The sequence below is a fragment of the Pseudomonas sp. 6D_7.1_Bac1 genome (genome assembly GCF_025465945.1).
In the GTDB taxonomy this organism is placed as follows: Bacteria; Pseudomonadota; Gammaproteobacteria; order Pseudomonadales; family Pseudomonadaceae; genus Aquipseudomonas.
Genome location: NZ_JANLNW010000074.1, coordinates 224,238 through 243,429, shown reverse-complemented (window position 1 = coordinate 243,429; position 19,192 = coordinate 224,238). Strand labels below are relative to the sequence as shown.

22 protein-coding genes, 1 tRNA gene and 1 pseudogene are annotated in these 19,192 nt (G+C 57.3%); 13 read left to right on the top strand and 11 right to left on the bottom strand.

From position 1 onward, the window contains the following. Nucleotides 1-4: 4 nt before the first annotated feature. Together NTD87_RS22110 and NTD87_RS22105 are read left to right on the top strand one after the other, a co-directional pair. A complete protein-coding gene (locus NTD87_RS22110) occupies nucleotides 5-757 on the top strand; it encodes a phage minor tail protein L (protein WP_262116304.1) in 753 nt (250 codons plus the stop codon). A 2-nt stretch (nucleotides 758-759) separates the two neighbouring features. Continuing rightward, complete coding sequence (locus NTD87_RS22105) at nucleotides 760-1,524, top strand: C40 family peptidase (RefSeq protein ID WP_262116303.1); 765 nt, start codon at nucleotides 760-762, stop codon at nucleotides 1,522-1,524. A 122-nt stretch (nucleotides 1,525-1,646) separates the two neighbouring features. Here NTD87_RS22105 and NTD87_RS22100 read toward each other — a convergent pair whose 3' ends face one another. Both NTD87_RS22100 and NTD87_RS22095 read right to left on the bottom strand, forming a co-directional pair. After that, on the bottom strand, nucleotides 1,647-1,880 hold the full coding sequence (locus NTD87_RS22100) for a hypothetical protein (RefSeq protein WP_262116302.1): 234 nt from the start codon (nucleotides 1,878-1,880) through the stop codon (nucleotides 1,647-1,649). 80 nt (nucleotides 1,881-1,960) lie between these two features. Next, on the bottom strand, nucleotides 1,961-2,227 hold the full coding sequence (locus NTD87_RS22095; RefSeq protein ID WP_262116301.1) for a hypothetical protein: 267 nt from the start codon (nucleotides 2,225-2,227) through the stop codon (nucleotides 1,961-1,963). A gap of 139 nt (nucleotides 2,228-2,366) precedes the next feature. Here NTD87_RS22095 and NTD87_RS22090 point away from each other — a divergent pair, with 139 nt between their 5' ends. From NTD87_RS22090 to NTD87_RS22050, 9 genes are all read left to right on the top strand, one after another. Next, nucleotides 2,367-3,098, top strand: a complete 732-nt coding sequence (locus NTD87_RS22090; RefSeq protein WP_262116300.1) for a zeta toxin family protein — start codon at nucleotides 2,367-2,369, stop codon at nucleotides 3,096-3,098. Between the two features lie 294 nt (nucleotides 3,099-3,392). Beyond that, nucleotides 3,393-3,815 (top strand): hypothetical protein, encoded by a 423-nt coding sequence (locus NTD87_RS22085; protein WP_262116299.1) that lies wholly within the window; start codon nucleotides 3,393-3,395, stop codon nucleotides 3,813-3,815. A 50-nt stretch (nucleotides 3,816-3,865) separates the two neighbouring features. Continuing rightward, nucleotides 3,866-4,459, top strand: coding sequence for a tail assembly protein (locus tag NTD87_RS22080; protein WP_262116298.1), 594 nt, complete (start codon nucleotides 3,866-3,868; stop codon nucleotides 4,457-4,459). A 59-nt stretch (nucleotides 4,460-4,518) separates the two neighbouring features. Next, nucleotides 4,519-8,367: a phage tail protein gene (locus tag NTD87_RS22075; RefSeq protein ID WP_262116297.1), complete on the top strand. Its 3,849-nt coding sequence runs from the start codon at nucleotides 4,519-4,521 to the stop codon at nucleotides 8,365-8,367. A 299-nt stretch (nucleotides 8,368-8,666) separates the two neighbouring features. Next, nucleotides 8,667-9,563 carry a hypothetical protein gene (locus NTD87_RS22070; protein WP_262116296.1) on the top strand — a complete coding sequence of 299 codons (897 nt, stop codon included), beginning with the start codon at nucleotides 8,667-8,669 and terminating at the stop codon, nucleotides 9,561-9,563. 64 nt (nucleotides 9,564-9,627) lie between these two features. Next, nucleotides 9,628-10,350, top strand: a complete 723-nt coding sequence (locus tag NTD87_RS22065) for a hypothetical protein (RefSeq protein WP_262116295.1) — start codon at nucleotides 9,628-9,630, stop codon at nucleotides 10,348-10,350. Nucleotides 10,351-10,352: 2 nt separating this feature from the next. Beyond that, complete coding sequence (locus tag NTD87_RS22060) at nucleotides 10,353-10,709, top strand: phage tail protein (RefSeq protein WP_262116294.1); 357 nt, start codon at nucleotides 10,353-10,355, stop codon at nucleotides 10,707-10,709. Nucleotides 10,710-11,131: 422 nt separating this feature from the next. Then, on the top strand, nucleotides 11,132-11,557 hold the full coding sequence (locus NTD87_RS22055; protein ID WP_262116293.1) for a cell wall hydrolase: 426 nt from the start codon (nucleotides 11,132-11,134) through the stop codon (nucleotides 11,555-11,557). Further along, nucleotides 11,554-12,069 (top strand): lysis system i-spanin subunit Rz, encoded by a 516-nt coding sequence (locus tag NTD87_RS22050; protein ID WP_410017505.1) that lies wholly within the window; start codon nucleotides 11,554-11,556, stop codon nucleotides 12,067-12,069. The genes NTD87_RS22055 and NTD87_RS22050 overlap by 4 nt, the downstream gene beginning before the upstream one ends. A 36-nt stretch (nucleotides 12,070-12,105) precedes the next feature. Here NTD87_RS22050 and NTD87_RS22045 read toward each other — a convergent pair whose 3' ends face one another. The 6 genes from NTD87_RS22045 to NTD87_RS22020 all read right to left on the bottom strand — a co-directional run bounded on the left by NTD87_RS22045 (nucleotide 12,106) and on the right by NTD87_RS22020 (nucleotide 15,392). Further along, nucleotides 12,106-12,519: a PepSY domain-containing protein gene (locus NTD87_RS22045; protein ID WP_262116292.1), complete on the bottom strand. Its 414-nt coding sequence runs from the start codon at nucleotides 12,517-12,519 to the stop codon at nucleotides 12,106-12,108. Continuing rightward, a complete protein-coding gene (locus tag NTD87_RS22040; RefSeq protein ID WP_262116291.1) occupies nucleotides 12,516-13,121 on the bottom strand; it encodes a hypothetical protein in 606 nt (201 codons plus the stop codon). The genes NTD87_RS22045 and NTD87_RS22040 overlap by 4 nt, the downstream gene beginning before the upstream one ends. Before the next feature lie 133 nt (nucleotides 13,122-13,254). Further along, on the bottom strand, nucleotides 13,255-13,752 hold the full coding sequence (locus NTD87_RS22035; RefSeq protein ID WP_262116290.1) for a PAAR domain-containing protein: 498 nt from the start codon (nucleotides 13,750-13,752) through the stop codon (nucleotides 13,255-13,257). Between the two features lie 21 nt (nucleotides 13,753-13,773). Then, nucleotides 13,774-14,460 carry a hypothetical protein gene (locus tag NTD87_RS22030; RefSeq protein WP_262116289.1) on the bottom strand — a complete coding sequence of 229 codons (687 nt, stop codon included), beginning with the start codon at nucleotides 14,458-14,460 and terminating at the stop codon, nucleotides 13,774-13,776. Nucleotides 14,461-14,878: 418 nt separating this feature from the next. Next, a complete protein-coding gene (locus NTD87_RS22025) occupies nucleotides 14,879-15,088 on the bottom strand; it encodes a hypothetical protein (protein WP_262116288.1) in 210 nt (69 codons plus the stop codon). Nucleotides 15,089-15,304: 216 nt separating this feature from the next. Beyond that, nucleotides 15,305-15,392: transfer RNA gene (locus NTD87_RS22020), tRNA-Ser, on the bottom strand. 124 nt (nucleotides 15,393-15,516) lie between these two features. On the opposite strand from NTD87_RS22020, the gene NTD87_RS22015 reads away from it, so the two are divergent. Next, entirely contained in the window at nucleotides 15,517-16,188 is a 672-nt protein-coding gene (locus NTD87_RS22015; protein ID WP_071555346.1) for a Bax inhibitor-1/YccA family protein, read from the top strand. Nucleotides 16,189-16,252: 64 nt separating this feature from the next. On the opposite strand, the gene NTD87_RS22010 is transcribed toward NTD87_RS22015, so the two are convergent. Together NTD87_RS22010 and NTD87_RS22005 are read right to left on the bottom strand one after the other, a co-directional pair. Further along, complete coding sequence (locus tag NTD87_RS22010; RefSeq protein WP_262116287.1) at nucleotides 16,253-16,582, bottom strand: YceK/YidQ family lipoprotein; 330 nt, start codon at nucleotides 16,580-16,582, stop codon at nucleotides 16,253-16,255. A gap of 57 nt (nucleotides 16,583-16,639) precedes the next feature. Then, nucleotides 16,640-17,077: an Lrp/AsnC family transcriptional regulator gene (locus tag NTD87_RS22005; RefSeq protein WP_262116286.1), complete on the bottom strand. Its 438-nt coding sequence runs from the start codon at nucleotides 17,075-17,077 to the stop codon at nucleotides 16,640-16,642. A 133-nt stretch (nucleotides 17,078-17,210) separates the two neighbouring features. Here NTD87_RS22005 and NTD87_RS22000 point away from each other — a divergent pair, with 133 nt between their 5' ends. Then, nucleotides 17,211-18,104: a DMT family transporter gene (locus NTD87_RS22000; protein WP_262116285.1), complete on the top strand. Its 894-nt coding sequence runs from the start codon at nucleotides 17,211-17,213 to the stop codon at nucleotides 18,102-18,104. Between the two features lie 7 nt (nucleotides 18,105-18,111). Here the strand turns inward: NTD87_RS22000 and NTD87_RS21995 are convergent. Next, nucleotides 18,112-19,191: pseudogene (locus tag NTD87_RS21995) on the bottom strand (FUSC family protein). Nucleotide 19,192: the final 1 nt, after the last annotated feature.

Genomic DNA, 19,192 nt, shown 5'->3' with positions numbered 1-19,192 from the left:
CCTGATGGCATTAATCACGGACATCCAGAAACTGGAGCCCGGCGGGGAAGTGCGGCTGTTTGAAATCGACGGTACCGAGTACGGCGCCAACGTTCTGCGCTTCCATGCTCACGCAATCCCGCATACACCGGAAGAGCTCCTGACCTATGCCGGTTCGCCGGATGAGCTTCCGGCGAAGTCGATCTGGTGGCAGGGCAACGAGTACGCGGCCTGGCCGGTGCAGATCGAAGGCATTGGCGCGGACAGCAACGGTACAGCCACTCGCCCAACCTTCAGTACTGGCAACGTTAACGGTCGCATCACAGCGCTGTGCCTGGCATTTGAGGACCTGCTGAAGTTCCAACTGACGGTTCGCGAGACGCTGGCCCAGTACCTGGACGCGGCGAACTTTCCCGAGGGCAACCCGACCGCCGACCCGACGCAGGAGGCGCTCGAGATCTGGTACATCGACCAGAAGACCGGCGAAGACGGCGAGGTCGTGCAGTGGGAGCTGTCCTCCCCGGGCGAGATCGATAACCACGGGCTGCCCGGTCGGCAGATGACGACCTTTTGCCACTGGGCCATGACTGGCGGTTACCGCGGGCCGAATTGTGGTCACACCAGCAGCGCCATGTTTGACGACGAGGACAACCCCACGGATGACCCGAGCAAGGATCAGTGTAAGGGTGGTTTGAAGTCCTGCAAGTTGCGCTTCGGTGAAAACCAACCACTCAGTCACGGTGGCTTTCCAGCCGTCGCCCTGATTGCACGGAGCTGACTATGCGCAAGCATATCCTGAGCGCGATACAGGCGCATGCGGCTGCCCAGTACCCGAAAGAGTGCTGTGGTCTCTTGCTGGCGATCGGCAGGAAGCAACAGTACTTCCCGTGCCGGAATATCGCGACCGAGCCGAAGGAAGAGTTTCGGCTTGATCCAGAGGACTATGCCGCTGCCGAGGACTTGGGCGAGGTGATCGGCATTGTCCACTCACATCCGGACGCCACCAGTCGACCGTCACCGCATGACCTGGCCATGTGTGAGGCTACGGCGTTGTCCTGGCACATTCTCAGTTGGCCCGAGGCGGATCTACGCACCATCGTGCCGACCGGAAGCACGCCGCTGCTCAATCGGCCATTCGTTCATGGCGCCTGGGACTGCTGGGCGGTCTGCGAGGAGTTCTACAGGCGCGAATACGGCATTGAGTTCGAAGCCTTTAAGCGCGCGGACGGCTGGTGGGAAAGCACTGACAGCGCCAGTCTGTACGAGGCAAATTACGAGGCGGCCGGATTTTACAAGGTCGATCAACCGCAGCGCGGCGACTTGATCGTGATGGCGGTCGGCCGGACTGTGCATCCGAACCACGCAGGGATCTATCTCGGTGCAGATCCGACGCTACCGGGCGAACAGTCAGGTGCGTTCGGACCGGGGCCTTTCCTGCTGCACCACCTGTACGGACGGCCGAGCGAGATCATCGTATTTGGTGGGCCCTGGCTGGACCGTACACGCCTGATCCTCAGGCACAAAGATGCACAAACAACCACATGATGCGGCTAAGTCGCAGGAGGCTCGCATGAGCAAAGAAAAAGAGGAATCAAGCGGCATGACAGATGACCGCTTCCCTGGTCATCGCGACGCAGGGAAGGTGCTGCAGTGGCTTAGTCGTCAGATTACGACGACTGAGTTGGGTGCAAGCCTTTTATCAGCGCTCGAAGTGCCAGCTGATGACCCGAGGAGCCGTCCGCGTACTCGCGATCAACAGGCAGCTCTTCGATAAGAGACTGCGCGGCATCGCTGATTAGCGTGCGCTTCGATACGTCTAGCGTTGCGAGTGCGGTCCCTATCAGGGTGATCGCGGCGAGCGTGCCCGTCTCGAATGAACTCAGTACTTTCTTGTCACTCATTTCACTTTCCTTGCGTTGTCCGCGCCGAAATTGGCGCAATCCCAGTCCTTGGGCTTGCAGGCAAAGGACTCGGAAATCCTCTATCTGCTAAAGCTTTTGTTGGTGTCTTCGATGGTTGATGCGACAGCATCTATTACTTCGTCGAATGCCTCTTTTTGTAGCCCTGAGAGTTCCTGTGTGACTACCTCGTCTCTAGAAAGGTCGGCAATTAATTCCTGAAAATCTGATCGGAAATCTGAAGGGAGCCTTACCGTAATCGTCGAGGAAAGCCTTTTGAGGATTTCAATGACAGCGACATTTACGCCGGCTTGAGCTTCAAGTTGGTCGGCAATTTCTTCTGGGGTCATTTTTGGCGCACATAAGTTATTGATGGTGTCCGAACGCTACTATGGTCGGATCCATTCACGCCACTGGCATTCCATCCATGCTGGATGCCTGGACAGGGTATAGAGTGCTAGAGTCCGGGTTCTCGTGAAGGATGAGACCATGACCCAGGAAGAGCAGGAAATTTCTGATCGTGCGCTGGAGTTTGCAAAGGAAAATCGAACTCGAGTCACGCGCGAGCTGACGTGTTTAAATACCTATCCCGGTGATGAATACCCTGTTTCCGTATTCATGGCTGGATCTCCAGGTGCTGGGAAGACCGAGGTGTCTAAGGCTTTCATTGAGGTGATGCAGGCCCGCGGATCGAGGGCATTGCGAATTGATCCAGACGACTTCAGAGATTACTTCCCCGAGTACACAGGCCGAAACTCTAGCCTTTTCCAGCGTGGAGTGACAAAGTTTGTTGAGCGAACCATAGACCTAGTCTACAACCAGCGACAATCCTTCCTGCTGGACGGGACGCTTGCAAACCTTGAGGTCGCGCGGCGAAATATCGCGCGAGCCCTTGATAAGGTAAACAGGTCGGCACAGATCATTTACGTGTATCAGCGGCCTGAACTCGCTTGGGAATTTGTGCTCGCCAGGGAGAAAAAGGACGGAAGGAACATTCCTTGCCCTGAGTTTGTCAGACAGTTCTACGCAGCAAAAGTATCTGTTTGCGCGCTCAAGCGACAATTCGAAGGCTCGTTGCAGGTAGACGTGATCATCAAGGATAACGATGGCGAAAACGCTGACATCGGCATCGACCTTTCAGCCGACGAAATTGACGGGTTCGTCAACCAGCCCTATGCTCACGAAGAGCTTGAAAATATTTTGAACGGAGTAACCCAATGAAAGGCGAAAAGGTGGCAGACGTTACGACGAAGGCCTCTGGCTCTTCGACGATGTCTGATTTTTTCCGCCACGGGTCCGTGGAGGAAAGACGAGAGGTCTATCGGATAGCCGCAACTGCCGCGATTTGCGAGCAGAAAGCCGTCATTAACTCAGCCAGTTCTGGCGAGATTAAGACCACAAGAAAGTAAGTGGCCGCCATTGCGATTGCGTACTTAAGCCCAGCCCACCCGCTGGGCTTTTTCGTTTCCGCCCACCCAATGCTAAAGTCTCGCCAAATCTCAACGAGGGAACGACATGAAATTGCTCGTAGGAGCTTGGGCGGTGGCGATGCTGGCGGGGTGCGCCTCGTCTGCTATTTCAGTACGAGATGCAACGCCGGTTCCAAGGGATGAAATCTACGGCTTCCAGACTAAGCCAGCTGAGCCATCAGGAAAAATCACTGTGGTTCGTGATGGCGGGGCTGTTGGGTCTGGTTGCGACTTGGTGTTTTACATCGATGGGCGCAAGGCGGCCAAGCTTGGTCAAGGGCAAAGAGCAACATTTCTCGTGCCTGCAGGCGCGGTTAATGTTGGAGCAGGTCTTGCCAACTCAGGCTTGTGCGGCGGTGCCGCAGTTAGAACCATCTCAGCAAGCGTGAAGGCAAATCAAGAGAGCCTTTTCAGACTGAGCGTGGATATGAGTGGGTTTTATCTGAGTCCTTATGTGGATTACGAGTAACCAATCACAATCGCCGCCTACGGGGGCTTTTTATTGCCTGGAGAAAAGTGATGTCGACTGTAGCAATAGAGTACCAACCGTTAACCACGATCAAGCTGTACGGTGCCCTTCGGCAGTTTGGTCGTTCTTTCAGGCTGTCCGTACGCTCGCCGGCTGAAGCGATAAAGGCGCTGTGTGTCCAAATCCCTGGTTTCGAACGCTTCATATCCAATGCAAAGTCTAGAGGAATGGAGTTCGCCATCTTCCGTGGATCAAAGAACCTTAAGGAGAAAGAGCTCGGTTATGGAGGAGATGGAGACATTCGCATTGCTCCAATAATCACTGGCAGCAAACGCGCTGGAATTCTCCAGACGATAGTCGGGGCAATTTTGATAGTTGCTGGTACGTTTCTGTCTACAACCCCTTTTGGTGCCCCACTGATTGGCGCGGGTATTGCGATGGTCGCCGGCGGCGTAATCCAAATGCTCAGCCCCCAGCCCAAAGGCCTCAAGACCAGCGCCGCCCCAGAAAACACCCCTGGCTACGCCTTCGGCAGCGCCAAGAACACCACGGCGTCGGGTAACCCTGTACCGCTCTGTATCGGCAAACGCCGTTGGGGTGGGGCAATCATCAGCGCCGCGATCTACGCCGAAGACCAGATGTAGGCAACTCACCAAACACCGCAGCCGCCCATGAGGCGGTTTTTTATTGCCTGGAGAAAAGCATGGGCGCAGCACAACAAATCGACATTTACGGCGCCAAGGGCGGATCGGACAAGCCCAAGACCCCGATCGAAGCGCCGGACAGTCTGCGCTCGGTGGCGATGGCCAAGATCCTGATCGCCGTTGGCGAGGGTGAATTCGCCGGAAACCCGACCGCGCAGGACATCTACCTGGACAACACGCCGCTGCAAGATCCACAGGGCAACATGAACTTCCCGAATGTGAAGTGGGAGTACCGCAGCGGCTCAGTTGAGCAGGGCTATATCCAGGGTATCCCCTCGGTCGAAAATGAAACTTCCCTCGGCATCGAGCTGCGCAGTGGCACCCCCTGGGTTCGTGCGATCAGTAACACCGAGCTTTCGGCCGTACGCCTGCGCTTTGCCTGGCCAATGCTGCAATCGGTGGACTCCAACGGCAACGTCAACGGCTACCGAATTGAATACAAGGTCGAGGTGGCCACTGATGGCGGCGGCTATATGGATGCTCTGTATGAGGCGGTAGACGGGAAAACCACCAGCACCTACGAGCGTACCCGCCGCATCGATCTGCCAGCGGCGTCCAGCGGCTGGCTGATCCGCGTGACTCGTCTCACACCCAACCAGAACAACAATAAAATCGCTGACACCATGCAGATCGCCGGATTCACCGAGGTGATCGACGCCAAGCTGCGATACCCGAACACCGCCTTGCTCTACATCGAGTTTTCGGCCGAGCAGTTCCGCAACATCCCGGCAGTTACCGTGGACTGCCGGGCCCGCAAGTGGCAGGTACCAAGCAACTACGATCCGGACAGTCGCAGTTACATTGGTATCTGGGACGGCACCTTCAAGCTGGCTTGGACCGACAACCCGGCCTGGGTCACCTACGGCATCACCGTCAACGACCGCTTCGGCCTCGGCCGGCGCATCAAACCCTGGCAGGTCGATAAGTGGGAGCTGTACCGGATCGCCCAATATTGTGACCAGTTGGTACCGGACGGGAAGGGTGGCCAAGAACCACGCTTCATCTGCAACCTGAACCTGCAGGGTAAAGCCGACGCCTGGTCGCTGCTCCGCGACATTTCCGCGATCTACCGCGGCATGACCTACTGGGCTCAAGGCCAAGTCTTCACTCTGTCCGACATGCCGCGTGCGACCGACTTCGATTTTGCTTACACCCGGGCGAATGTCATCGACGGCAAGTTCACCTACTCGAGTGCGTCGGAGCGCACCCGGTACAGCCGCGCACTGATCAGCTACGACAACCCGGCGAACAACTACGACACGGACGTCACCGCGGTTACCGATACCAAGTTGCAACGGCGATACGGCGACAATCCGCTGGAGATCAGTGCGATCGGCTGCACTCGCGAGTCGGAGGCACAGCGCCGCGGTAAGTGGGCGCTGCTGACAAACTCGAAGGACCGCGGTATCTCGTTCAAGGTGGGTCTCGATGGTCGCATTCCGCTGCCTGGCTACGTGATCCCCGTGGCGGACGAGCTGTTGGCGGGCCGTGCCGTCGGTGGGCGGATTGCGACGGTGTCCGGCCGCGTCATCACCCTGGACCGCGATACTCAAGCCAAGGCCGGTGACCGGCTGATTCTCAACCTGCCGAACGGTAAGTGCGAGGGCCGGACGGTGCAGTTGGTCAGCGGCCGCAAGGTCACCGTGACCGTCGCTTATTCGGCGGCGCCTGAACCGCAGCTGGTGTGGGCACTGGATGCCGACGACCTGGCCATTCCGCTGTACCGGGTGACCAGCGTGTCGCGGCCAGAGCCAGGTGTATTCGAAATCTCGGCCGTGCAGTACGACCCGAGCAAGTTCGCGCACATCGACACCGGCGCGCGCCTGGAAGAACGACCGATCAGCGTGATTCCGATTACCGTCGTATCGCCGCCGGCCAGCGTCACCTTGTCCTCGAACTATTCGGTCGATCAGGGTATTGCGATCAGCACCATGAACATCTCCTGGCCTGCTGTAACCGGCGCCGTGGCCTATGACGTGGAATGGCGCAAGGACAGCGGCAACTGGATCAAGGTGCAGCGCACGGGCTCGACCAGTGTCGATGTGACTGGCATTTATGCTGGCGCCTATCTGGCCCGAGTGAGGGCGGTGAGCGCCTTCGACATCTCGTCGATTTGGAAGAGTTCGAACCTGACCCAACTCAAGGGCAAGGAGGGCTTGCCGCCGGCGGTGTCGTACCTGAACACCAGCAGCCTGCTGTTCGGCATCGGCCTCAAGTGGGGCTTTCCCGCTGGCGCCGAGGATACCCAGCGCACAGAGATCTGGTACGGGTCGACCAACAACCAGGAGGCAGCGACCAAGCTGGCGGATCTGGTGTACCCGCAAAACGACTACGCGATGCAGAGCCTGAAGGCGGGCGCGACGTTCTTCTTCTGGGCGCGGCTGATCGATCGGACCGGCAACGTCGGGCCATTCTATCCAGCTGGCAATGGGGTGATGGGGCAGGCCAGTTCGGACGCTTCGCCAGTGCTGGACATGCTGGTCGGTAAACTCACCGAGTCGGAGCTGGGCAAGCACCTGCTCGACCGCATCGAGTTGATCGATGGCACTGGTCCGGGGTCGGTGAATGATCGTCTGGACCAGGCCAAGGCGGAGCTGGCAGAGCTGATCGATCAGGTCACCGATGCCCTGGCGTATGACCCGACCAAGACCTACGTCGCCGGCGAGATCGTTCGGCAAGGCCAGCACCTGTACCAGGCGATCAGCGCGGTACCGGTGGATGCAGCGCCACCGAACGCCACTTACTGGACGGATGTCGGAACCCTGCTGCAATCCGCCAACGCGCTGGCCGAACAGGTGGCGCTCGACACCACCAAGATCACCGAGGTGGACGGCAAGGTCACCGCGTCGGCAACGGCCTTGCAGTCGCTGCGGGCGGCGTATCGCGCCGATGACGGCTCGGCATCACTGGCCGGAGCGCTCAACGACTGGGAGGTCAGCGCCTCGTTTGCGCAGCAGGTGAAGGTTCAGGCGTCCGACAACCTGGCGCAGGTCGAGCGCACCACGGCACTGGATGCGGCGGTGGGCGAGAACAAGGCGGGCATCCGCTCGCTGGAATCCGTGGTCGCGACGGACAAGCTGGCCACCGCCGAACGCCTGGATCAACTGAAGGCCGGCGTCGACGGCAACGCAGCGGATATTCAGCAGGTCGAGACGGCTCAGGCGGCTACTGATGAGGCGGTTGCCGGTGTGAAGAACACCGTGCGCGCGGTGTACACCCTAGGCCGGGATGACAGCGGTGATGGTGCTTTATCCGGGGTTATCAAGGATTGGCAGAGCACGGCGCTGTTTGCGCAGGAAACCCGCGCCTTGGCCTCGGCGGACAAAGCCCTGGTAGAGCGCTCGGAGCAGTTGCAGGCCTCGATCAATGGCAACACTGCTGCGGTACAGACGGTCTCCAAGGCCCAGGCAACCGTCGAGGGCAAGATGGAGACGCTGTGGTCGGTGAAGATGGAGACCACCGCCGGCGGTCAAAAGTACGCCGCATCGTTTGGGCTCGGTCTTCAGGTCGATCCATCTGGGGTGTCGTCCCAGTTCGTCGTCAGGGCCGACACCTTCATGTTGCTGAACCTGGCCAACGGCACGCCCGTCTCACCGTTTGCAGTCTCGGGCGGGCAGACGTTTATTCGGGACGCGTTCATTCAGGACGGCACCATCACCAACGCCAAGATCGGCGATTACATTTGCTCAACCAACTACGTGTGGGGGCAGACCGGCTGGGCAATTTTCAAAAATGGAGGGTTTGAGATGAATGGACAGGGCGCAGGGCAGAGTCGGCTGGCGATCAATAACAGTTCCGTGAGGCTGTATCACCCGAACGGAAACCTAGCGATCAACCTTAGCGTATGACCGGACTAACCACCTATGACGCCTCCGGGCGTCTTTTGGTAGACATGACCATGAACCTAAGCCAGTTGCAGGGCTTCGTAGATACCAACTCTGTTAGCGGATCAATAGCAATACTTCCACCGCCAGCGGGGAAGACGCCATTTTTTATTGTCGTTTCACTAGTCGACACTCAGAGAGATAGCGGTAAAAAGCCCGGAGTAATGCTATCAGGAGGAACACTCTCTTGGAGGTATGCTTTTGCAACAAACGGGTGGGGTTTTTTTGCAGTAAATTGCCGAATTTTTTACGGGTATTACTGAATGTCAACTTTTCAAGCATTTAAAGATGATGGGGCAATTCTATTTGATACTAACCTTATATGCTGTGGCTTGGTAAAAAGCGGGAATATGCAATATATTGAGTCATGGCTTAGGCGAACACTTAGATCTGCGCAGCTAGATCCTAATGATGGTGCGAATTGGACAAGGTCAGGGGCTACAGCATCAGCTGACTGGGCAGATCAGCTGCATGGATTTACAGTATATAATGCCGTATCACCAATTGTGTTCATAGTTGGAAAGGGTTGCTACAACGGAACCCTAGTATCAGGCAACGCCACAACCTTCTACTACGTCAATTCAGATCCATCAACAAAGTTCTATTGCTTTGATCTGATGGCAGATAATATGCCGGGATCTACGTTCCTTAAGACGTATAGCGACAACGGCCGTATAACATTCAACTCATTGCAGCCGCCGCTAAATGTTATAGCGGCAATTCAGGCCCCACCATATCAGGGCGGTCAGGGTTCGCAGTACCCTCCACTGAATAGTCTCGCATACGTTGGCGGGCGGTTTGTTAGGCAGCAACTCCCAGTTAATAGACTGACGGCACAACTTACATTTGTTGTTGATATACCTATTGCCGCAGGAGTTGAGTTTGCTGCCTTCCTACCTTGGTCTAGGGGATGCAAGATCCTAGACTTTCCTCCTGTCGGCGTCGGCAGGCCCGTATACCAGTACGATGGTGTTGAGGGGTGCGCAGGCTATGTAGGAGGAATAACGTTCATGTTCGGTCCTGCCGGTGGAACTCCAGAGGCATACCCTATTATTGGTCCCGGTACTCCACGCCCACCAAATTTTTACCAGATAGCCATAGACCGATATCCGGTTGCGCTTGTTATCAACACGACAAACTACCCATTCCCATTCAACTGATTCGCCTCATTCAATTTTGCCCGCCCAGTGCGGGTTTTTTATTGCCTAAATTAAGGAAAACTCTATGCCCTGGTACAGAGAAGGAAAGGTAACGGTCACCAACGGCTCAACGAGCGTGACTGGCGTGGGCACCGACTTCGCGTCGAACAGCCGGGTGGGCGATGCATTCATCGGTCCAAATGGCGCGCTGCACGAAGTGACCAACGTCGCCAGTGCAACAGTGCTGGCGATCTTTCCACCGTATGCCGGCCCCACGGCCGCCGGTGCGAGCTATACGGTGGCGCCGATTCAGGGGTACGTGAAGCAGCTTGCCGATCAGGCGCAGAGCATTATCCAGCAGTGGGGCTCGACGCTGGCTGGCCTCGGCTCGGTCTCGACTGAAAACGTGGTGCCGGTGGAGAAAGGCGGGACGGGTGGCAAAACCCAGGCTGCTGCGCGATCCGGGCTTGGCTTGGGAACTGCCTCGACCGTAAATACTGGTTCGGCTCCTGGCCAAGCAATGATCGTCGGCGACAGGTTTTCGCCACTTGCGTCAACAACCAACACCTGGGGGAATTCGTTCCAAATTTGGAACAACACAACCGCTGGCGCTCCTATTGTCACTGGTGACTCAGGAACAATTCTCAACCTGGGGTGGAACGGCGGCAACTATGGCTCGCAGATTATGCTGGCTTTTACAGGACGCATTTTCTTTCGATCAGGTGATTACGCTACTGCCTTGACGCGGGAGATTTACCACACCGGCAACACCACCCGTGCCACTGACGGCACATTGAAGGCGATCTAACTATGGCAAGAGCAGCAATCAACGTTCTCGGCGCAACCGGGGCGAAATACGACCTTGTTTCCAATGGATCTACCGATGTGGATTCGTATCGCAAATCAAAAGGTGTGTATGTAATAACCGGTTCACTGGGAATGGTTCCCTTTCCGCCAGTAGATGTCGGATGGGGCTACACGGTGAACCAGATGGACAGCCGGGCCGATGTGGATATCGACTTCGCGGACGACCTGCTGACGGTGACGGTCACCAAGGACGGCCAGCCCTATGATCTGAAGCACATGATCACGTTGCACATCCTGGTACCGGATGCGCCGACGGTAGAGATGCCCGTAATGACAGACGTACCTGCCGCCGAAGTCTGACCCCCAATCGAACACCAATACCCGCCTTGAGCGGGTTTTTTTATGCCTGGAGAAAAGTGAGGTCCATCACTCAGTTGTACGGCTAGTTTCGTAAAGCGAACTTCAGGTCGAGTCATTTCCAAGGTGACGGGTAATTCTGGTAACAACCCGGCTGATTCACCGGAGGTTCGCCACAAGAAACTGCATTGAAACCTTTCTGCCCGTCGGGTTTTTGGGAGAAGGTTCCGCCGCATCCTGAAAGAGTCAGCACCATCAAGATGCTGGCAACCATTGCACTTTTCATAACCTATCCCTGTATTAAAAAAGAGTGTGGTAGCAGTGGCCAGATCAGAGTCTGAGCGCACGCCAATTCACCGTAAGCAAATGAATTTTATCCGAGAACCCCGCCACTGAGCGGGGTTTTTATTGCCTGGAGAAAAGTGATGACCGTTACCGATAAAGACCGCGACATTCTCGCCCGTACCCTGTGGGCTGAGGCTCGCGGCGAAGGCCCGGCCGGCCAGATCGCCGTTGCCTGGACGATCCGCAACCGCGTGAATGACGGCAAGGCCAACTCCTGGTGGGGCGAGGGCTACACCGGCGTGTGCCTGAAGCCGTACCAGTTCAGTTGCTGGAACAAGAACGATCCGAACTTCGCCTATCTCAGTGGCGCGAAGCCGATCCCGGCCGGGCAGTTCGCCCAGGCGCAGAAAGCCGCTGACCAGGTGATCGCCGGTACTGCAGCAGATCCCACCGACGGGGCCACGCACTATTACGCGACCACGATGCCGAAGGCTCCGGTCTGGGCAGCGAAGGCCAAGCAGACGCTGAAGCTTGGGCACCACGTCTTCTTTAAGGATGTTCCGTGAGCCCCGGCGCGCTGAAGGCGGCGCTTGCCGGTGTGCTCGCGCTGCTGCTGGCCACCGCCGGTGGCACATGGAAGGTTCAGGACTGGCGTTACGGAAAGCAGCTTGCCGAGCAGGCCGGCCTGCATCAGGACGACCTGAACGCCATCAGCAACGCGGCTGCCGCCCAACAACGGGCCGACCAGGACAAACGCCTTGCGCTCGAGCAGCGCCTGGCGGCCAGCAACCAAACCCACTATGAGGCTTTGACCAATGCTCAAAAAGACCAGGCTCGTCTGCGCGATCGCCTTGCTACTTCCGATCTACGGCTGTCAGTCCTCCTCGACGCAGCGGATTCAGCCAGTGGTTGCGCAGTGCCAGCCGCTACCGGCGCCGGCGGCGTGGTTCATGGAGGCGCGCGCGCCCGACTTGACCCAGCGCATGCTCAACGAATTATCGGCATCACCGGAGACGGCGACAAAGGACTAACTGCTCTGGCTGCGTGCCAGGCGTATGTGAGGGGGGTATCACACTGAGGCGGAATGACTGCAATTTTCGGCAATGGTCGGTCGCTAGCCCGCGCCGCGCTTACTTGGTTTTGGAGGCGCGTCAGGACACTCATTGGCCCATCGCGTAACCGTCATGTCATTGAATTGCTCCCCGATAGTGTCTACGCGCAGGCAAACGCCGTTCTTTGAGTAGAACAAGATGCAACGCGAGCTATCAAAAGAGCAGACATCGACCTCGTAGTACTTGTGTGCAGCCAGCTCACGCTCCACGCCACTATATTCATAGCCGTCGGTGGTATGCATCCGCGTCGGCTTCCATCCTTGTTTGATGAGCTTGGCCCTGGCCGCGGCCAGGGGCTCACCGACGGCGATGCCTGCCGGCCCGCGCCTATCGCTTGTCGCCTGCGAGCCATCCGCAAACGCTGCGCTGGTGCCAATGCAATAAAGTGCGACGAGCGCGAGGATTGAAAACTTCATTTGACAGTCCCTCCAGCCGATTTGTAGCTCTCCAAAAACTTTGGATACTCGGCATATGGTTGCGGCGGATAATGATTTTTCTTACCAGGCCCTTCGGGAAGTGCCGCCCACCTCGTTGCCGCCTTCGGCATTGCTCCCGGGATGTCGCCGGTCTTGATCTTGTCGATCACACCGAGGGTGCGCAGAATGTCGACCGCGATAAGGTCTTGTGTATTAGGCGTAAAGTCGGTGAGTCCCATCTTTCCGGCATACTCGCTCCAAGTGGCAATGGTAATTTGATACATGCCCGATGCCGTAGTTTTTCCGCCGTAACCGGCCCCCGGATGGGTGGACTCATCGGTGAAAGTCCATTTCCCGGATTGAAAACCCGGTGCCCAGCCATAACCATATTTCGCGTGGTAGCTACCGCCTTCGGATTCGGCAATGGCAACCAAAAATGCCTTCACGTTCTTATCCTTCAAATACTCTTCATTCTCGGCCCGCCTTATCTGTTTCCTGGCGTCCAGCAATACAGTTTTTGGAGTGGCGTCTTTGACGGGCGTCACCGCTCTGGTGGCTACGGGAGACATTTTTCTGCCATTCTTGCTAACCACTTCAGCCATGATGAAAGTCACCAATATAGATTTTGACGCTCTCTGTCTGCCCCTTTGGGAAAACAGAAATAATGAAACTTGTTCTTTGGTCTGGGGAGCACGGTGTGCAGTCGGTTGTATGAAGAGCATCTGCTGCCATGCCTTAGTCCTCCAGAAACAGTTCGATTGTTTCGGGCAGGTGCGAACTCACCAGATGCGTATACCCCATCGAATCACTTACACCGTGCTCTATGCTGCCGTCAGCGCGCTGGATGGCGTAATCAAGATTGGGTAGAGGCTCGCCCGAGTCTTGGTCAACTAGTCTGAACTTGTCGCTGAAGTGCACTGGCATCGGCAGCAGGCCGCTGAAGGGGGCTGGTACGAAGGTGTCGCCAATAATGACCGTGCCGGACCCACCCATAACCACGTTGCCGTGACCACCGGTACTGTCTTGAGTAGCCGCATTCAGCCCATTGATGAAAACAGTAGCGCTGACGCCGCCCGTGATCGGGCTACCGCATGCGGATTTATCGGTCATTCGAGCGGCGGCAAGGCCATCGAAGTTCACATTGGGGGAGCCGGTGACAATCGGATTCGTGCCATGCCCCGGAAGCGGGCAATTGGTAGGATCTGTTACTCGGGCAGCCGGTTTACCACTCATGGGAAGTTCCTTTTCAAGGCTTTAAATGGGGTAATAGTGGTCGATGGGGGAGTCGGAAAATCGCCAGCACTCATCGATTGGGTTGAACAGCACTCGGTGGTTTTCGCGCATGGGGCGGCAGGCCAACAACGCCTGCCAGGCGATTTCGACGCAGTTGTCCATGGCCTGAATGGAATTGCCATCAAGCTGGTTGAGCCAGGCGTTGTAATTGGGCATGCCGACGCTGCGGTAGGCACTGAGCAATATCTCGGCGACTTCTTCGCCCCAGTGGATAAAGCGCCCCGGACTCCAGGGACCTGTCTGGGCATAGATAAACCAGCCCAAGCTTGGCAAGTCACCATCTGCAAGTCGTAACGTGTCGCGCTGCGAGGAAAAACCACAGGTGATGTGGACGGTCAGCCAACCCTGGTGTTGCTGGATAAATCCAGTGGGGTCGAATTGCGCCAGCGGTACGACGCGATAGCCCGTGCCAGGCATTGACCTGGCGACCAACTCGGCGTCCAGCCTAGAAACGAAGGCCTGGATCGTCTTGCCTTCGCCGGACGCTGCGCAAAGAATTTCAACCGGCGCGCTCGCATGCGTGTCGCTGAATCCGACGATGCGAACCAGTCCATAAAGGCGTAACGAGGTTTTCAGGCCGCTGGGATGATGCGAGGTATCGAGCGTGCAGGCGCAGGGGATAGGCACGTCCATAGGTGAAGAGCGCATCAAATGTTACCGTCCATGTAAATTTGCGTCGCGAAGAATGCCCCAAGCAGAAGTCGCGCTCAACAATCTTTACAGCTTTTAGGTTGGCTGCCGGTCAATGACCGCCGATTGCGTGGTCCGTACCGTCTTGGCGTTCGAGCCTGGCGCGGAGCGTCTGGTGTGGTTGACCCATTCGCGAGGCGAGTTCATTTGTGGTGGTGTGGGAGGAGGGATTGTGTTCGGTCGGCAGGACGCCGGGGAGGTTAGTGCGCAAAACCACCGCTGGAGGCTACGGTTTCTCGTTTGCATAAGCACAAAAGTGAGGGTGTTTTGCTCAACTAAATAGGTTGGATATCCATTTAAAAACAATAGGTTAGGTGTTTTATGCCCCCAGCATGGGGTGCTAGGGGGCGAGCGTGGTATTTCTGACCGATTGCAGTCACTCGGGCGTCATCAGCACCGCAAGCGTCATTTTGATGAACTCCTCGTTCTTGTCGATGGTGTCCAAGGCGCCGCGAACGTTGTCGGCAACGTCGGCTGAGCCGCGCGCTTCAACCCAGTTCGACAGCTCCAAGATGGCTGCTTCGAGGGCGAGTTGGTTTTCATTGATTTTGTACAGCAGGGAAGGGAGCAGGTCTGAATTTGGCATCGCGATTCCTCCATGAAAGGAGGGCATCGTAGCAGCGGAAATGCTGTGACACATATTGGGAAATGAAGCGGTCGGCAGGACGCCGGAGAGGAGGCAAAAGCGGAAAGTTTTGTAACGGCTGCCAAATAGTTTTGTAACGCTCTCAAAAAACAGCGCCGATTCTCAAACCCAAGAAACGAAAAAGCCCTGAATAATCAGGGCTCTAACGTACAAATATGGCGGAGGCGATGGGATTCGAACTCATGGACCTGTTACAGTCGACGGTTTTCAAGACCGTTGCCTTAAACCACTCGGCCACACCTCCGTATTGCGTTGCGGGCGCCATAATACCTGAATGAAACACACTGTCAAACTCTCTGCATAGCTTGTTACAGAGCGTCTGTTATGATCTTTGCGACTGAACGTTTCAAACCAACAGGAGTGTCGCCATGCGCGAACAGGATTACGCAGTTAATAACAGCGTGCAGGCTGAGCAGCTAGAGGTTAGCCGCGTCCTGCGCAACACTTACGGCTTACTCGCCCTTACGCTCGCATTCAGCGGTGTGATGGCGTTCGTCGCTCAGCAGATGCGTGTCGGTTACCCGAACGTGTTTGTGGTGCTGATCGGCTTCTACGGGCTTTTCTTCCTGACCAACAAACTCCGTGATTCGGCCTGGGGCCTGGTGTCGGCGTTTGCCCTGACCGGTTTCATGGGGTTCCTGCTGGGCCCGATTCTCAACCGTTACCTGGGCATGCAAGGCGGCGCTGAAGTGGTCAGCTCGGCCTTCGCGATGACCGCACTGGTATTCGGTGGTCTGTCGGCCTATGTGCTGATCACCCGCAAGGACATGAGCTTCCTCGGTGGTTTCATCACCGCTGGTTTCTTCGTCCTGCTGGGCGCGACGCTGGCGGGCATGTTCTTCAAAATCAGCGGTCTGCAACTGGCGATCAGCGCGGGCTTCGTGCTGTTCTCCTCGGTCTGCATTCTGTTTCAGACCAGCGCCATCATTCATGGCGGCGAGCGTAACTACATCATGGCGACCATCAGCCTGTATGTATCGATCTACAACTTGTTCATCAGCTTGTTGCAGATTTTCGGCATCATGAGCCGCGATGACTGATCGCCAGCCTTGAGCAAAAAACCCGCTACGGCGGGTTTTTTGTTGCCTGGCATTCGGGCAGGGCTCATTCGGAGACGATGATGCTGCCGTCGGTCTGTTGTCGGTAAACGGTGTAGGGCAACAGCAGGGTGTCGAGTGTGCCGGAAATGAGGGCATCGATCAGAACGACGGGCGTGGCGTTTTTGTGGTCCTGCTCATCGATACCTGAGTGCAGGGGAGCATTCAGTGTGCAGAAATCGTAGGTCACACCGCTGTAGATTCGGGGGATGGCGCCGCAGTAGCTTTTCTGCTCCTTGAGGCTCTTTATGGCCACATCGTCGTGGCGCACCACTGTCTGGATGGTGCCGCACCCGGCGAGCATCAGCACCGCCAATAACATTGCCCGAGTCTTCATACCGCCAATCCTTCGCCGGAAAACCCTCAGCCTACGCCGTTCGGAACAAATCAGCACTCACGCCATCGGCGGCAACCGCCGTTTCACCGGGGTCTTCTTGACGATCGCGGTATTGGTTTCTGCATAGCTGTTAAGGCGGTCGAGCAGGGTGTCCAGTTGTTCCATCGAACGCACGTGCAGGCGCGCGATGAAGCAATCATCGCCGGTGACCTTGTCGCATTCGGTGAATTCGGGGATGGCCTGGATTTGCCGTTCGACATTCTGCAGCTGGCCCGGTAACGGACGGATGCGGACGATGGCCTGCAGCTGATAGCCGAAGCATTTTGGATCGATCTCAACGGTATACCCCTTGAGCACGCCACGCTCTTCGAGCCGGCGCAGGCGCTCGGCGACGCTGGGCGATGACAGGCCGCTGATCTGTGCCAGGGCCTTGAGCGAGCGTCGGGAGTCTTCCATGAGGGCTGCGATCAGCAGTTGGTCAATGTCGTCAGTCATGTAAAGCCCCATTAGGCAAATGCTTGAATCTGCCTTGATAAAAAAGGTGAACCCGCAGTTTAGCCTGCATTTGACGCTGGAGTAGCGCGGCAAGGGATTGGCATACTTTGGGCTCATATCGAGGAGCCTGATCATGGATACAACACTGCGCCGTGGTTCGTTGGAAATGACCGCCGCCATGCTTATTTCCGGGACCATCGGATGGTTCGTGCTGGTATCCGGCCAGCCCGTGCTGGACGTCGTGTTCTGGCGCTGTGTGTTCGGTGCCGCCACCTTGCTGCTGATTTGCGCAGTGTTCGGCTTCCTGCGCCCAGGTATTCTGACCCGCACCACGTTCCTGCTGGCGGTGCTCAGCGGGGTCGCGATTGTCGGTAACTGGGTGCTGTTGTTTGCCTCTTATTCCCGGGCCTCGATTGCCATTGGTACGGCGGTCTACAACGTGCAACCGTTCATGCTGGTCGGCCTGGCGGCGCTGTTTCTGGGCGAGAAGATCACCGCACAAAAGCTCTTTTGGCTGGGGGTTTCGTTTCTCGGGATGCTGGCAATTGTCAGTGCTCATGGCGAGCAGGGTGTGGGGGGAGGTGAATACCTGCTGGGGATTGCACTGGCCCTGGGCGCCGCACTGCTTTATGCCTTTGCCGCGCTGATGATCAAACGCCTGACGGGCACGCCGCCGCACTTGATTGCGCTGATTCAGGTCTGCACCGGTGTGCTGTTGCTGGCGCCCTGGGCGAATTTTTCCGCCTTGCCGCAACAATCCAGCGCCTGGGCCAGTTTGCTGACGCTGGGCATCGTGCACACCGGCGTGATGTACGTGCTGCTTTACGGCGCGATTCAGAAACTGCCGACGGCACTGACCGGCGCACTGTCGTTCATCTACCCGATTGCGGCGATTTTCGTCGACTGGTTCGCCTTCGGCCATCGCCTGGAGCTGCTGCAATGGATCGGTGTAATCGCGATTCTGCTGGCGGCCGCCGGCATGCAACAAGGCTGGGGCAACGGCGTTCGTAAAGTCGTGACGCAGTAACTCAAACTCAGATTTTCCAACGGGGCGCGGTCTTCACCAATCGCTGGCGCATGTCACTCAGGTTGGCAGCCAGTTGCCGGGTCAGTAACCGGTAACCGTCCAGAGCGCTGTAGACCGGGGAGTCCATGCGGGTCTGCGGTGCTGCCTCGTCGATGTCGCGTTCCAGGCGTTGTGTCGCACCGGATTGCAACGCCCGGGCCATGCCAATCAGTAAAACGCGAATCTGTCGGTGCTCGGTTTTCAGCGCCAGTTGCAGCTGCGCCATGGCGTGTTCGTCGCTTGCGTCGGGGCGGGTGTTGGCGAGGATTTCCAGGGTGCTGATGCACATCCGCAGATTGCGCTGGAGGGCGTCCAGTTCGGTCATGGAAATTCGTACTTCCTTGGACACTGAAGGCATCAGCGAGCGCAGTTGCACCATCATGCCGTTGAGGCGTCCCAGCATCTTCAGGTAGTGGTCGTCGGTGACCGATTGGCCACGGATGATTCAGCTGTAAATGCTCGCGCAGTCGCGCAAGGCACTGGCGAGTTTGTAGCGCCAGGAGTAGACCGCGTACAGCGGCAGCGCGAAGGAAAAGGCCAGCGCCAGGACGATACCGATGAGAATATCGACCGTGCGCCAGAGCCCATCGGTCAGCGGGTTGTCGCCGTGGCCGGCGACGATGAACACGGTGATCGCCGACAACAGCGCGGTGTAACCACCCTTGCCAATCGCGTGGTATGAGAAGAAACCGCAGACCACCGACATGCCGAAGTAGGTCAGCCATGGCAGACCGAGCCAGACCTGCTGCGCCACCAGCAGCAAACCCACGCCAGCGCCGATCAGCGTGCCGTAAGCACGCTCGGCGGCTTTCTTGCCGATATTGCCGTGGTGCTGCAAACCACCGATCACCACCAGCATGGTCACCGACGCCCATTCACCGTGCGGCAGGTTGATCCCGGTGGTCAGCACAATCGTCGCCAACAACCCAAGCGACACCCGCACGGCGTGGATCAGTCTGGCGTTGCGATAGCGCCGATACGGGTCCAGCAACGGACGTAGTAATTGGCGCAGCAACGGTGGCAGTCGGGACGATCGAAAGGCAGTCATC